This window comes from Candidatus Solincola tengchongensis, from assembly GCF_015711935.1.
Taxonomy (GTDB): domain Bacteria; phylum Actinomycetota; class Geothermincolia; order Geothermincolales; family RBG-13-55-18; genus Solincola_A; species Solincola_A tengchongensis.
The window spans coordinates 1-14,234 of record NZ_JACVJJ010000112.1 but is presented as its reverse complement, the minus strand read 5'-3'; the positions used below and the strand labels follow the sequence as shown (position 1 = coordinate 14,234).

Genomic DNA, 14,234 nt, shown 5'->3' with positions numbered 1-14,234 from the left:
CAAAAAGATGCAGCACCAGAGGCCTCTATCTTTCTTCTGGAGGTTCGCCTCAAACCCACCTTTCTTTTTGCGAACATGGGCATTTAAAGGCGCGCCGCCCTCCCCACCTGATACGGCGAGCTTCCTTCACGGGCGGAACGCCAAAAGTCGGGAATTTAAGGGACGCATGCCATGTTCCGGCGTCCCGCTTTATCTGGAAGACGGCGCGTCCATAGGAAGGATTCTCTCCGGTCCTCCCCTCCATCCACGCGTGCTATCCTGTCTTTGGAAACCCTTTTCCAGGAAGCGGCCTGGAAGGTCAGGCCCCAGCCGGAGACCCGACGTGGGGAGCTCAGGCGGGACCGTAGAAGACGTTGTGAGGAGGGACCGGTGAAGATAACCATCTACGGGACGCATTGCGCCTGCACGCAGGAGATATACGACCAGGTCATGAGCTTCCTGGCGGAGAAGGGGCTGCAGGCGGAACTGGAACTGGTCACGGAACCCGGCCGCCTGGCCGAGGCTGGAGCGAACGGGATTCCGGCCCTGGAGGTCGACGGGGTGATGGTCGTCGAAGGGCGGGCGCCCCTGCGAGCGGAACTGGAGAGCCTTCTTGGCCCGCCGAAAATAGACCGCTGGTGGACGAGGGGCAAACGCGGGTGCGGCGGACAGAGCCGGTAAGGAGGTAACCCCACCGCGTCCGGCTCCCGGAAAATCCGCAAACCCGCCCCCCACGTGCGCGGATCGTGGAAACCCGCATAACCCTTGGCTCCTCTCGGATCACGGAGGGAACCACCGGTGCATCTCAGGAGGGGAAGAAAGACCTTTCCACAGAGGGGCGGCACGTCCCGCTCCGGTGTCCGGGAGGCGGTGCCGACGGAAGAGGTGCGAGTGACGGTAAGCGGCAGCGAAGTGTGTCCAATACAGCTTTACTTTATGCCCCAGGCGCGGTGGAGCTGGGGGATGACCCTCACCTCCCGGAAATGAGCGGCCACGGCCTCCGCCAGCTCCGCCGCCCTCCTCGCGGTCAACCCTACCCGCCAACTATGCCCGGCGGAGGCGGGTGGGGATATGCCCGGTGCCGGCGATGCGCCTCCGGGCATCCGGGGAACGCCTGTCGCCACCTCCTTTTCGGGCCCCTCGAGGGGAGAGAGCCGGACGCTCACCGGCTGCAGGACGAAGGGTATCTCCCCGGCGCCCGGTATCTCTCGCGTGATGCGCCGGCAGAAACCCGTCACCTCCTCCAGCGGAGTCCTCTCCTCCGCCACCAGCTTGAGGAACACCCGGCGCGCGACGGCCACCCTCAGGAACTCCAGCTGCGCCTCCAGAAGGTCCCTTCCTCCCAGGGCGCTGGGGAGCTTGAGGTCCATGGCTATCCAATCCACCCATTCCAGGACCTTTCGCAGCTCACCGGGAAGGGTCCCGTTGGTCTCCAGATATATGGACATCCCGCGCTCCTTAAACCGGGGCAAGACGCCGGCAAGGGCCTCCGCCTGCAGGAGGGGCTCCCCCCCGGTGAGGCTCACGGAATGCATCATCGGGCCCCACGAGGCCTCGATCCTCCTCAACACCTCTGCGTCCGGGAGTGGATTGGCAACACTTTCCATATCCCCCTCCCAGCCCCAGACCCGGCACGACTCCGGCTCCGCCCTGGCCTCCGGGGTGTCGCAATAGGAGCATTCCAGGTTGCATCCCACGAGGCGCAGAAAGACCTGGGGGACGCCCACCAGCAGGCCCTCACCCTGAAAGGAGGGAAATATCTCCACCAGCCTCAACAAGGCACCGCCCCTTCCGGCTCGACCGGCCGTCAGCACCGTTTCGGCCGTAATCGATAAAGGAAAAGAAGGCCTTCCGCTCGCTCCCCCGCCGCACTGGACGCCCCGTCATCCACGGTCCCGGGAAACCCGCCACCATCCTCCCTCCTCGTCTGCCGGCCGCCGCAGCCACCCTCCCGCTTCCGGCGAGCCCGATCCTCCCCCATGGCCTCCACGGTGCGTGCAGAGGGGACTGGAAAAACGCGGACCCGCGACGGATGTACCGTTATGCGACAGAGAGGATCGACGCCTTCAGCCCACGCCGCGAACCTTGCAGCGGGCGGACTCCATGCCCTTCATCTCGTTGATGAAGCCCTGCAGCACCTTGAGGATGAAGTCGTCCACCGGGATCTCCAGGTCGTCCAGCCCCAGGGTGGGAACCGGCGTGTTGCGGCTGGAGACGTTGATGCCGATGTGTATAAGGTTGGAAACCGGGCTGGCGGTGGCCACGGACACGGTGAGCTTGCGGCTCTCCTCCTGGCCTTCGTCCACCTCCACCTCGATATAGAGGTCGTCACCGCGCCTGCTGATGAAGAGCTCCGGTTTGAGCTCCTCGATGACGTCCTTGACGACGCAAAGGAAAAGCCTCTGGAGAGCCAGGGTGCGGGGAAGGTCGGAATCGAACAGCTCAACTATGAAGTGCACCATGTCCTCGCTGTATATCTCCGCCCCTTTCTTGCGGTCCTCCATGTCCACGAGGCCCTCCGCCTGCACACGGCAGGGACCGCGGAAGGCGACCACGGAATCGCCCTGCACGTCGTGTTCGGTGAAAGCGTAGAGCGAGTGCAGTTGCGAGCCGTCGTAGGTGATGCTCCTCCCCTTGATGTACTTGCCCTTCATGGATCACCTCTGCCCGAATGGAATCCACATGACATCATGACGAAAAAAGACCTCTCAACCGCCGGGACTCGCCCAAGGCCTCCGCCGCGGCCCGGAAACGCAGGCAGGATTCGCATTTGCCGCACCACAGATCGCCCCCATTATAGCACGGCCAGGTAAGCTCAAGCGGCAACCCGAGCCGCAGGGCGGCGCGCATGATCTCCTCCTTGTTCCAGTGCAGGGTGAAACTCCTCAGGCGAACACGACTACGGGTGGAATACCCGAGGGCGCGGTTCATCTCCCTCACGAAAGCGGGAGAGTTGTCGGGAAAGGCCGCTCCTTCCTCGGCGTTCAGCCCCATGACCAGGAAAGGTATACCCAGGGCCTCGGCCAGGCATGCTCCCATGTGCACCAGCAGCCCGTTGCGGTTGGGCACCCATACCGCCCGCGCCGCTTCCCTCCTCCATGCGGGGTTCTCGAGGTCCCGCCTCCCCGGCCGCGGCAGTTGCCTGTCCGAGCCGGTCAACGCGTCCCCGGAGAACCGTGCCACCCAGCGCGCCTCGATCACCTCATGCCTCACGTCGTGCATCGCGCAGAGGGCGGCGGCTCTCTCCCTCTCCTTTCGGGCCGCCCTCTGTCCGTAATCCACGGTGAGGGCCAGGGCAACGCCGCCCCTCCTCAAGGCCAGGAGGAGGTTGACCGCCGAATCCAGGCCTCCGGAGAGGAGGACCAGGTTTCCCTTTCCCCTCGCGGCGGCTTCTCCACCGTCTCCCAAAAGGAAGCCCCCTTTGTGCCCCTTCATCCAATTCCCCTTCGGGTCCAGAGCAGCTCCATTCCATCCCCTTGGAGGACCCCCGACACCCGGGCGGACAGCGCTCGCCAGAGGCGCCCGGACATCCTCTCCCCGGTGTCGAAAGCCAGGGTCAATCCCTTTCCCTGTAGACCACGCGGGTGTCCGGGGATTCGGAAACGGCCACCCATACGACGCGGATTCCCCTTCCCACCTCCGAGCCCACCCGGGCGGAGAACTCCCTGAAGATATGGCGGGCCAGGTTCTCCGAGGTGGGGATGAGGCGCGTGAAGGGCTCCACCTCGTTCAGGCAGCGGTGGTCGAAACCGGCCACGACCTCGCCCAGGATGCGCTTGAGGACCAGGAAATCGACCACTATCCCCCCCTCGTCCGGCTCCCCTCCGGCGACCGCCGCCTCCACCCTCCAGCGGTGCCCGTGCAGCCTGGAACAGGGACCGGGATAACCGGGGAGGCGGTGGGCGGCGTCGAAATGGACGCCCGCGACGACCTCGAATTCATCTGCCATTATTTTCCTCCTTCAGGAGCAACCGACAACAGCCCACGGCGGCTACGAAGTCGGGCGGCTCGGGGACCACGGGCTCCACGCCCAGCCGTTCGGCCAGCAGGACCCTCAGGGCCCGACTGCGCGCCACTCCCCCGGTGAGGACCAGGGTTCCTCTGGGAAAACGGGACAGGAGGGGGAGGAGGCGCCCGAGGATGGCGCGGTTCACCCCTGCCGCCAGCCTCTCCACCGGCCATCCCTCACCCAGGAGGCCCACCAGCTCCGTCTCCCCGTACACCGCGCAGGTCGAGGAGAGCTCCACCGGGTCCTCCCAGTAATTTCCCAATTCCTCCCAGTCCATTCCCAGGACCCTGGACATGTTCTCCAGGAACTTCCCCGCCGAGGCAGCACAGCGGTCGTTGGCCTCGAAATCGGCAAGCCTTCCGTCCCTTACCAGAAGGGCCTTGGAGTCCTGCCCTCCGACGTCGAGGACCACGGCATCCTCTATTCCCGTGAGCGCCGACACCCCGGCGGCTATGGCCTCCAGCTCGGGAAAGACGACCGCTCCGCCCCCCAGCCGGACCCTGCCGTATCCGGTGGCGGCCACGCGCACCCCTTCCACCAGGCCGAGGCTCCTGCCACGAAGCGTCCCGCCCCCTTCCCCGGGCTCTATGTGCTTGCGGTAGAACTCGGCCGTGTCGAAGGGGCCGAGGTAGCGACGGCTCCCGCCCTCCTCGAGGGCTATCTTCACGAACCGGCTTCCCAGATCCACGCCGCAACGTAAATTCATGCGTTCCCTGCTTTTTCGCACGCCTTGACCTTCTCCCTTCAGGCGAATCTCCTCCGTACCCGTTCCACGTCACTTATGTTACTCCACCTCTCCCCTAAAACCTCATAAGCGCAGGGGTTTCTTCGATAGACATCCCGGTACTCCCCCTTTTATCCCAGGGCGTCGTGTCCCTATCCCCACAGGGGAGTCTCCTCAGGGGATTCGCCACCCGGGAGCCGGCCCCTGCCTCCAATTATTCCACCGAGCCATCGTCGCGCCGGGCGGCCGACATCCACTCCGGAAGGCCCGCCCGCGGAGTTGCATGCCCGGGCCACGGGCGCGGCTATCTCACTTAAACCGTGCGAAGCCGAACCGCGCATCGTAAAGGGTTTTACCCGCCACCCTCACGGGCACTTCCTCCGCCGCAGCATGGCCACGAAGTTCTCCAGGCGCATCCTGGTCCTGGCGTCCAAGCGGGAGGAGCGGTCCATCTCCAGGGTGAGCAGGGGGAGGGAGAGGGACCGGCGGAGGATTATGTCCTCCACCTGCCGGAAACAGAAGCTCTGCACGTAATGGATGAGCCCGTCCAGGCCCCTCCGCCTCGTCTCCCTCCGGATATCCCTCAGGCGGTAGAATATGGAATACGGGTAGCTGTACCGGCGGTATTTCTCCACCAGGTCCGCGGTGCGGAAGGGAAGGCTGAACTGGCGCTGCACCTCGTTATAGACCACCCTCGCGCCCAGTGCCTCCAGGTAGTCGTAGAGCTCGGGAGCCATGGGAGGCACGCCCAGGTAACCCAGACGAACCATATCCCTGGCGCGGGGAAAGTGGCGGTCCTTGGCCCTTTCCGCGGCGCGGACCAGGAGGCCGTCGAGTTTCCGGGCGAAGGCCTCAGGGTCCCCCTCCATGTCGCTGCAGCTCACCAGCACCAGGTGGTTCTCCATGCCTGTGACTAAGCCTTCCTTCCAAGTGAGCTCGTCCAGGCGATGCGCCCTCCGTCGCACTCGGTCCAGGCGCCTCAAGGCTCCCTCCACCTCGCTCCACCCCACTCCCAGGCGTCGCATGAAGGCCTCCATCTGGGCTCGGAGCAAACCGTAATCCCTTTCGTAGGGATAGGCGAAGGGGATAACCTCCATACCTTCCGACTGCAAGGTCTCCATGAGGCCGTGGGTGTTGGAGCAGTCTCCCTGGGTGACCGCCACCAGGGCTCCCAGGTCTTTCATCTCCCTTGCCGCGCCGTAGATGCCCTTTACCCAGGCACAGAAGGAACGGGGGAAGCCGGCAAGCTCCGCCTCCTCGACGAGCCTCTCCCTCTCCGGATGGGAGACGAAGACGTTGTTCAGGTCCACCGGGACATGTCCGGCGGCATAGATGACCTCGACGGGCACGGTGGTGGTAATGGCGATCTTCATCTCCAGACCATGATAGCATCCGCGCCACCGGCCGGGCCCGGACACGTGAGTTGGTGAAGGCTGGAGGACCTAAGAGACAGCTTGAGAGAACTCGGGCCGACCTCGCCGAATGACGGATACCGAAAACGGAAGGGGGCGCCCCCAGGCGCCCCCTTTAATCCATCCCCTCCTGGGACCAACCGGCCTCCGGATTAACCCCAAGGATAAGCGTCGGTCACACCCATCAGGTTGGCGCCGATGACCACCCTCTGGATCTGGTTGGTGCCCTCGTAGATCTGCATGATCTTGGCGTCGCGCATGAGCTTCTCCACCAGGTACTCCTTCATGTAGCCGTACCCGCCGTGGATCTGCACCGCGTCGGTGGTCACCCGCATGGCCATGTCCCCGCAGAAGGCCTTGGCGTAGGAGGACTCCAGGGAGCACGGCAATCCTTTGGAGGCTTTCCAGGCGGCCAGGAGGTAGAGCCGGCGCCCCGCCTCGATCTGCATGGCCATGTCCGCGAGCATGAAGCTGATGGCCTGCTGGGCGATGATGGGCCGCCCGAACTGCACCCTCTCCTTGGCGTACTTGAGGGCCTCCTCGAAGGCGGCGCGGGCGATGCCCACCGCGCCGGAGGCCACGCTGGCGCGGGTCATGTCCAGGGTGATCATCACGTTGTAGAAGCCCTGGCCCATGGGCACGAAGAGGTTCTCCTTGGGCACCCTGACGTTGTCGAAGATGACCTCCGTGGTGTTGGAGGCCCGGATCCCCATCTTGTCCTCCTTCTTGCCGATGGAGACCCCCTCGTACTCCCGCTCGACGACGATGGCCGCGATGCCGCCGTACTTCTTCTCCTTGTCGAAAGTGCAGAAGACGCTGTAGAAGTCGGCGATGCCCCCGTTGGTGATGAAGCACTTCTGGCCGTTCACCACGTAGTAGTCGCCTTCCTCCCGGATGGTGGTGGAGATGGAGGCCGCGTCGGACCCAGCCCCCGGCTCGGTGAGGCAGAAGGCAGCGAACTTGGGGTTCTCGGGATCGGTCAGGCGGGGAAAGTACCTCTTCTTCAGCTCATCGCTGGCGGCGATGAGCATGGGGGTGGTGGCCAGGCTGTTGGCTCCCAGGGTGGTGGCGATTCCCGCACAACCCCAGAAGAGCTCCTCGCTGACCATGGCCGCGGTCACCTGGTCCAGGCCGCCTCCGCCGTATTCCTCGGGGATGGCCATGGCCGTGAGCCCGGCGGCCGCCGCTTTCTTGATCAGCTCGTCGGGGATCTTGCCTTCCTTGTCGCACTCCAGAGCGATGGGCCGCATCTCGTTGAGCGCGAACTCGTGGGCCATCTTCACTGCTGCTTTCTGTTCTTCGGTGGGTTCGAAATCGATCATTCACCTACCTCCTTGGCTCTTCGAACTCCTCGGCGTACGTTACCGCTTCCTATCCTTCCGGCCTTTCCGTCCGGGCCTACTATATGGTCAAAGCACGCGGCCCTACCTGCCTACGAACTTGGCCTTGCCCGGCCCCTCCGCCAGGAAGGTCCGCATGCCTATCTTCTGGTCCTCGGAGGCGAAGCATAGGGCTATCCCCTGGGCCTCGATGATCAGCCCCTCCTCGATGGAGCATTCCATCCCCTTGTTGATGGCCCGCTTGGCCATGGCCAGGGCCACTGCCGGTCCTGCGGCGTATTTGGCGGCCACCTTCTGGGCGTACTCGATGACCGACTCCTCCCCGGTGACCACCTTCTGGACCAGCCCCATCTCCAGGCACTCCTGGGCGCTGTAGAAGCGCCCGCTGTAGATCATCTCCTTGGCCTTCGCCGGCCCGATGAGGCGGGGCAGCCTCTGCGTCCCGCCCGCGCCGGGGATGATGCCCAAAAGGATCTCCGGCTGCCCTATCTTGGCGTTCTCGTGGGCGAAGCGGAAATCGCAGGCGATGGCCAGTTCGCAACCCCCGCCCAGGGCGAAGCCGTTGATGGCGGCGATGACCGGTTTGGGAATATCTTCCACCTTGGTGAAGCTCTCCTGAGCGACGCCGATGAACTTGGCGATCTCCACCGCCCCCTGCTCCACCATCTCCTTGATGTCCGCCCCGGCAGCGAAGTTCTTCTCTCCCCCGGTGATGACTACCGCCCTGACCTGGTCGTCTAGGGTGAGCTCCTCCGCGCACTTCCCGATCTGCATGAAGAGGTCCGCGTTCAGGGGATTGAGCGGGGGGCGGTTCAGGGTCACCGTCGCCACTCCGTCCTTAACCTCCACGATGAGCAGGTCGTAGTCGTAGGCCATCTTTCACCTCTCTTTCCTGTCGCGAGGAGACCTTGCGAACGGACAGAAGTTCGGTTCTCACCTCCTCCTGTGATCCCGGGCTCTCCCGGCGTCTGCGTCCCGGGGTGAGAATCCCTTGCCTCGGAGTGTCAGGTCTGGGGATAGGCCCATGCGACCCTTCACGCGGTTCCAACCCAAAACAGATTAACATCTACCTTATGCCCCGTCAACAAAGGCGGTTAACCCCCTTAAGCGGGCAGGAAACCCGATTTCCAGGGGAAGGCAAAGGCATGGCGGCGGCCGTCCGGGAGCACCCCGGCGCGATAGTCGCCGGTGATGTGACGCGTCCTGTGCACTGAAGCCGCACCGAAAACGACCCGGCTTGATTAATGATACGATCAAGGCCGCATTGTACGGATGTTAACCGTTTTATGCCGCCGGGTGGGGAGACCCCATGACCCTACCCGCGGCGGATATCCCCTCTTCGGAGGGGCACCTAAAACCCTTGTTCACGTCATGCACGGCTAATATAATTGCCCATTGGGTGAAGGATGAGAGCCGCGCTCGGAACGGTGGGTCACCCAGGGAGAAAAGAAAAGTGAAATTAGAGGCCACCTCCATCTGGTTCGGGATCCTGGTCCTCTTTGGAGGTTTAGGCCTTTTCCTTTTCGGTATGTTCCTCATGAGCGAGGGGCTGCAGCTGGCGGCGGGGGACCGCCTGCGCCGCATGCTGGAGAGCCTGACCCGCAACCGCGTCCGCGGTGTCCTGGTGGGGACCGGCGTGACCGCCCTCATCCAGAGTTCCTCCGCCACCACGGTGATGCTGGTGGGCCTGGTCAACGCCGGGCTCATGAAGTTCTCCCAGTCCGTGGCGGTGATATTCGGGGCCAACATCGGGACCACGGTCACCGGGCAGATCGTGGCCTTCAACGTTAAGACCCTATCCTTTCCCTGTATCGGCCTGGGCTTCCTGCTCTACCTGGCGGGCAACAAGAGGGTGTGGAAATATTCCGGGCAGATCCTTCTGGGATTCGGCATCCTCTTCCTGGGAATCGAGCTCATGAAAGGGGGGCTGGCACCCCTCAGTAACTCCGGGACCTTCGAGAACTGGCTGGTCCGCTACGGCGGGAACTGGTTCCTGGGCCTCCTGCTGGGGATCATCATCACCAGCCTGGTGCAGAGTTCCTCGGCGACCACGGGAATGGTCATCGCCATGGGAGCCACGGGCGTCCTCTCCATCCGCGGCGCGGACCCCCTGCGTATCGCCATCCCCATCATCCTGGGGTGCAACATCGGGACCTGCATCACCGCCTTCATCGCCAGCCTGGGCGCCAGCATGCCCGCCAAGCGGGTGGCCATAGCGCACTACCTGTTCAACATTTCGGGAACCGTCCTCTTCCTGCCCTTCCTCCCCTGGCTGCCCAAACTGACCCTGCGCATATCCGAGCTCTTCGGCGCCGGGCCGGACAACATCGCCCGGCAGATAGCCATGTTCCACACCTTCTTCAACATGACCATGACCCTGATTTGGCTCCCCTTCGTCAACCAGTTCATCTGGCTGGTAAAGAAGGTGAAGAGAGGCGAGGAACCCATAGTGGAACGCGATCCCCTCTTCTTGGATCCCCGCATCTTCCACAACCCCGCCCTGGCCCTGGAGATGGCGCGCAAGGAGATAACCCGCATGGGCCGCATCACCCTGGACATGTTGCGCACCTCGGTGGGTTACCTCAGGAAGATGGACCGGGGGGGCAAGAAACAGCTCTTGGAGATGGAATCCATCGTGGACGGCTTGGCCCACTCCATCATCGAATACCTATCCAAGCTCTCCCAGGAGCCCCTGGCCGACGAACAGTCCGAGCGCCTGGTGGGTTACATGCACGCGGTCAACGACATCGAGCGCATCGGCGACCACGCGGAGAACATCATGTATCTGGCCGTCAACAAGTCAGAAGATGGGCTGGCCTTCACCGAGGCGGCCAAGCAGGAGCTGGAGGAGATTTCCAGTACGGTCTTCGACATGTACGAGGGCATCATCGACGCCTTCGAGAAGGAGAACTCCGACGAGGCCCGGCACTACCAGTCATTCGAACACCTGGTGGACGAGATGGCCAGTCGTTTTCGACGCAATCATCTGGGGCGCCTCAACCGCGGCGAGTGCGACGGGTCGGCAGGAGTGGTCTTTCTGGACACCCTAAGCAACCTGGAGCGCGTGGGCGACCTGGCCAACAACGTCGGCCATGTGACCACCGGAGCCCTGGAAAAACTCTGAGGAAGAACCCGCCTCCAATTCTTGCGAATCCCTCATGCCGTGGGCCTTGCTACCCTGCCCGAGAACGTTGCGGCCGTCCGAGCCGCGCAGGACTGGAAACCGGAGCGGGAGCCGATGGCCCTCCATCCGCACAACCCTCTTTCTCTTTCGATCCGGGAAAAGTGCCTTGGAGGCGGAAAACCGTGTCCTCCGGAGGGAAATCACAGAATAAAGGCAAAAGGCCGAAAGGTTTGGAAAACCCACTCCGCAGGTGCGGCCTCGAAGAGGACCTGAACCGCGAATGAAGGGTCTGGAGCGGAAGGGTCGGAAAACAATTTCCGCAGGTGTGGACTCGAAAAACGTAGGTTGACCGCTCAGGAGCTCGCGGCCGGACGCGACACCTGCATGTTCCGCGCAGCGGCCTAGCGGGGAGCCGGATGGTGATAGACTGATAACAGGACGTGGGCATCGGCCTACCTCCGGCCATGACCCTTGTTCGCCCCGGAGTTCGAAGAAGATCGGAGGGCTTTTCAAAAGGAAGTTCGGACATGTCCGGCAGGCCGAGACCGATCCTGGTGGTCAGTAGGTGCCTGTGCTTTGATGCCTGCCGCTGGGATGGCGGCATCGTTTGGGACCCTTTCGTCGAGGCGCTCTCCCATCACGTGGAACCCCTTACCGTTTGCCCCGAGGTGGGGATAGGCCTCGGAGTCCCGCGTGATCCCATACTGGTGGAACGCCGGAACGGCGAGCTGCGGCTGGTCCAGCCGGACACGGGAAGAGACCTGACCGCGGAGATGAAGGTTTTCTGCCGCACGTTCCTCGCCTCCCTCCGCGAGGTGGACGGGTTCCTCCTCAAGGCCCGCTCGCCCTCCTGCGGGATCGGGGACGTCAAGATATACCCCCCTGGAAGAGGTGAGAAGCGGGTCGTGGGCAAAGGGTCCGGCTTCTTCGGCGCGGAGGTGGCGCGGAGCTTCCCGCTGTTCCCGGCGGAAAGCGAGTCGCGCCTCCAGGATCTCCGTATCCGGGAACACTTCCTGGTGCGAATCTTTACCCTGGCCCGGTTCCGAGAGGCGGCTCACAAGGGGACCACGGAAGCCCTGGCGGACTTCCACGAGCGGCACGAGCTACTGCTCATGGCCTACAACCAGAGGGAGCTGAAGGAGATGCGGCGGCTGGCGCGCAGCCCTCACCGGGAATCGTCCGAAGAACTCTTCTCCGCTTACGGAGAGCGCCTGCGCAGGGCTCTGGCCAGGCCTCCCCGCCACGCCGGAAACCTCAAGGTCCTCACGCATGCTATGGGATATTTTGCCAATGTATTGACCTCCGGGGAGAGGGGCCGCTTCCTGGACGCCCTTCGCAACTACGAGGAGAAGAGGATCCCTCTCAGCATTCCCGTAAGCATCATGAGTTCCTGGATAGAGAGGTATGGGCAGAGACGCCTCGCCGCGCAGGTCTATTTCCGCCCCTATCCACAGGAGCTGGCATCGATCGGTGAGCCGCGTCAGGAGGTGGATCCCCATCGCCGCTAACCACGAAAGGCTCTCTGGTCAGCCGAAACGGCCCGAACGAGGATAAGAATGAGCCGGAGCTCTTCGGTTTGAGGGAGCGGATCGGAGGCTTCCTCCCTCCCCGGACCGACCCTACGGAGGTTCAGTATCCCCGGGGCATGACGAAATACATGGCGCGCTCGGCCACCACCGGCTGGTCGGCATGGACGTTCATGGAGAAGGAAGCCCTCTCCATGCCCGGGAGGTCGTCCACGTGCACGGTGACCCGTCGCCGCGGCTGCACCATGTAGCCGGCACCGAAGGTGGAGCCGTCCTCGCGCAGGAACACCACGTTCACGAAAGCCGGCGAGGACCCGGGGTTGGAGAGGAGGAGATAGGTATCGAAAGCCCCGTCGGTGTAACCCTCCGCGAAATACCAGTTATTGGAACCGGACCGCAAGCCTATGGCTGCGTGACCGCCTCGGTGGCTGTCCAGGTTATAATACACCGCCCGCTCCGCCACTATGGGGTAGTCTGATTCCACGGCTATGGCCACGTCCTGCCCGGAAAGCCCCCCCTGGGAGCCGACGTCCAAGGTGACCCGGGATCCCGCCCTCAGCAGATAGTCGTAGCGCAGGTCGCCCTCCGGCAGCTGGTAATCCACGTGCACGATGGTATCCTGGCCCGTCGGGTTTCCGAGAAGGAGGAAAGTAGAGAAGAAGTTTCTGGTGCACCCTTCGGCGAAATACCAATCGTTGGATAGTTCGGGGGCGCCGAGGGACACGTGCCCGCCACCTATGTAACCCAGGTTGAAGTACATGGCCCGCTCGGCCACGATGGGCATATCGGAATCCACACGGATACAGAAGGAAGCGGAGGCTACGGCGGGGAGGGAGTCCACGGATACCGTTTGCCGGGAATGGGGAGGCAACAGGAAATCATATCTCGCCTCACCTCCTCCCTCGAGGTAGAAATACACCCGCGCCGTGGTCGCGTCCTCTCCGGGATTGGAAAGCAGGAGGAAGGTGTCGAACGAGTTGGCGGTGAACCCCTCGGCGAAATACCATTCCCTGGAAAGCGACTTGGTACCCACCGTCACCGTGCCGTCGTCGCGGTTGCCCATGGTGAAATACATGGCGCGCTCCGCCACCACCGGTCCTTCCGCCTCCACGTGGATGGCGAAGGAAGCTGCTTCCAGCCCGGGAAGCTGGTCCACGGGGACGGTCAGGCGGGAATGAGGCAGAAGGTATCTCTCCTCCGTGACCGTGACCCCGTCGTCGCGGTAAAAGTGAGCACGCGCCGTTATTCCACTGTCACCCGGGTTGGAGAGCAAAAGGAAGGTGTCGAAACCGAAGTCCGTACAACCCTCGGCGAAGTACCATTCGCTCCAGGGCTCCTCGATCCCGCCCGTGTCGTGACATCCCGTCACCACCCTCCGGGCCAGGGAGGCGTAAGTGATGGTCAAAGGGGTACCATCCGGCGCCCAGTAATAGGGCCAGTAGGCTTCAAGGGGATGCAGGCGCACGCAGCCATGGGAGGCCGGTGCTCCCAGGCCGGCCTCGTATCGGCTTGAGCCCCTGGGCCAGGCGTGGATGCCGTGGCTTGAGGTGAAGGACATCCAGTAGTCGCACACCGCGCCGCCCAGACCGCCGTGCACGCGGTAATGACCCGTTATGCGGAAGTTTCCTGTGGGAGTCGCGTTGTTCAAACCAGTTGAACAGCGTACGACGTTAACCAGCTGATCTCCTTCGTAAAAGTAGATGCGCTGATCGCTGAGTGAACAGACCATGCGTTTGGGGCCTCCCGCCGCCACTGCCGCGGGCTCCATAAAGGCGGAAACCCTCGGCGATGGGGAGCCCTCGCGCAGGTCCTCGTCCACTGTGGCCACGGCGTAATAATAGGTCTTTCCTGGAACCGCGCTGTCGTCGAGGAACACCGGGTAATCACGCATGGAATCGTCTGCCCTGCCGCCCACCGGGACCATCTCACCATCGGCTGACTCCGCACGGTAGACCTGGTATCCGAAGGCGCCCTCAACCGGCCTCCAGGTCAAGGCCACGCGCCTACCCCGGTCCTCCGGACGGTGGAGCACGGAAACCCCTTGGGGCGGGGGCAGGCTCCCTCCCGGCGAGAGCTCCACCGGTGCGGGCTCGGCGGATGCCTGGAGGGCGAAGAGGACC

The 14,234-nt window shown here is 63.5% G+C and carries 12 protein-coding genes; 3 read left to right on the top strand and 9 right to left on the bottom strand.

Features of this window, described 5'->3' with window-relative positions; translation table 11 throughout:
• Window positions 1–369: 369 nt before the first annotated feature.
• Window positions 370–660 carry a thioredoxin family protein gene (locus tag H7007_RS13765; protein WP_287155496.1) on the top strand — a complete coding sequence of 97 codons (291 nt, stop codon included), beginning with the start codon at window positions 370–372 and terminating at the stop codon, window positions 658–660.
• A 248-nt stretch (window positions 661–908) separates the two neighbouring features.
• On the opposite strand, the gene H7007_RS11765 is transcribed toward H7007_RS13765, so the two are convergent.
• From H7007_RS11765 to H7007_RS11730, 8 genes are all read right to left on the bottom strand, one after another.
• Window positions 909–1,757 (bottom strand): 7-carboxy-7-deazaguanine synthase QueE, encoded by an 849-nt coding sequence (locus H7007_RS11765; protein ID WP_287155495.1) that lies wholly within the window; start codon window positions 1,755–1,757, stop codon window positions 909–911.
• Between the two features lie 288 nt (window positions 1,758–2,045).
• A complete protein-coding gene (locus tag H7007_RS11760; protein ID WP_287155494.1) occupies window positions 2,046–2,633 on the bottom strand; it encodes a DUF366 family protein in 588 nt (195 codons plus the stop codon).
• 34 nt (window positions 2,634–2,667) lie between these two features.
• On the bottom strand, window positions 2,668–3,414 hold the full coding sequence (gene queC, locus H7007_RS11755; protein WP_287155493.1) for a 7-cyano-7-deazaguanine synthase QueC: 747 nt from the start codon (window positions 3,412–3,414) through the stop codon (window positions 2,668–2,670).
• A 121-nt stretch (window positions 3,415–3,535) separates the two neighbouring features.
• Window positions 3,536–3,928 carry a 6-carboxytetrahydropterin synthase QueD gene (queD, locus tag H7007_RS11750; RefSeq protein WP_287155491.1) on the bottom strand — a complete coding sequence of 131 codons (393 nt, stop codon included), beginning with the start codon at window positions 3,926–3,928 and terminating at the stop codon, window positions 3,536–3,538.
• A complete protein-coding gene (locus tag H7007_RS11745) occupies window positions 3,918–4,715 on the bottom strand; it encodes an acyl-CoA dehydratase activase (RefSeq protein WP_287155490.1) in 798 nt (265 codons plus the stop codon). Before H7007_RS11745 ends, queD begins: the two co-directional genes overlap by 11 nt.
• 362 nt (window positions 4,716–5,077) lie before the next feature.
• A complete protein-coding gene (locus H7007_RS11740) occupies window positions 5,078–6,085 on the bottom strand; it encodes a 2-hydroxyacyl-CoA dehydratase family protein (RefSeq protein WP_287155489.1) in 1,008 nt (335 codons plus the stop codon).
• Window positions 6,086–6,276: 191 nt separating this feature from the next.
• Window positions 6,277–7,446 (bottom strand): acyl-CoA dehydrogenase family protein, encoded by a 1,170-nt coding sequence (locus H7007_RS11735; protein ID WP_287155488.1) that lies wholly within the window; start codon window positions 7,444–7,446, stop codon window positions 6,277–6,279.
• A 102-nt stretch (window positions 7,447–7,548) separates the two neighbouring features.
• The gene (locus H7007_RS11730) at window positions 7,549–8,340 is read right to left on the bottom strand and encodes an enoyl-CoA hydratase/isomerase family protein (RefSeq protein WP_287155487.1); all 792 of its coding nucleotides are present in this window, start codon (window positions 8,338–8,340) and stop codon (window positions 7,549–7,551) included.
• A gap of 577 nt (window positions 8,341–8,917) precedes the next feature.
• Between H7007_RS11730 and H7007_RS11725 the strand changes: the two genes are divergently transcribed.
• Together H7007_RS11725 and H7007_RS11720 are read left to right on the top strand one after the other, a co-directional pair.
• Window positions 8,918–10,588: a Na/Pi cotransporter family protein gene (locus H7007_RS11725; RefSeq protein ID WP_287155486.1), complete on the top strand. Its 1,671-nt coding sequence runs from the start codon at window positions 8,918–8,920 to the stop codon at window positions 10,586–10,588.
• 527 nt (window positions 10,589–11,115) lie between these two features.
• Window positions 11,116–12,096, top strand: a complete 981-nt coding sequence (locus H7007_RS11720) for a YbgA family protein (protein ID WP_287155485.1) — start codon at window positions 11,116–11,118, stop codon at window positions 12,094–12,096.
• A gap of 121 nt (window positions 12,097–12,217) precedes the next feature.
• Here the strand turns inward: H7007_RS11720 and H7007_RS11715 are convergent.
• A partial coding sequence (locus H7007_RS11715; RefSeq protein ID WP_287155483.1) for a L,D-transpeptidase occupies window positions 12,218–14,234 on the bottom strand: 2,017 nt, incomplete at its 5' end.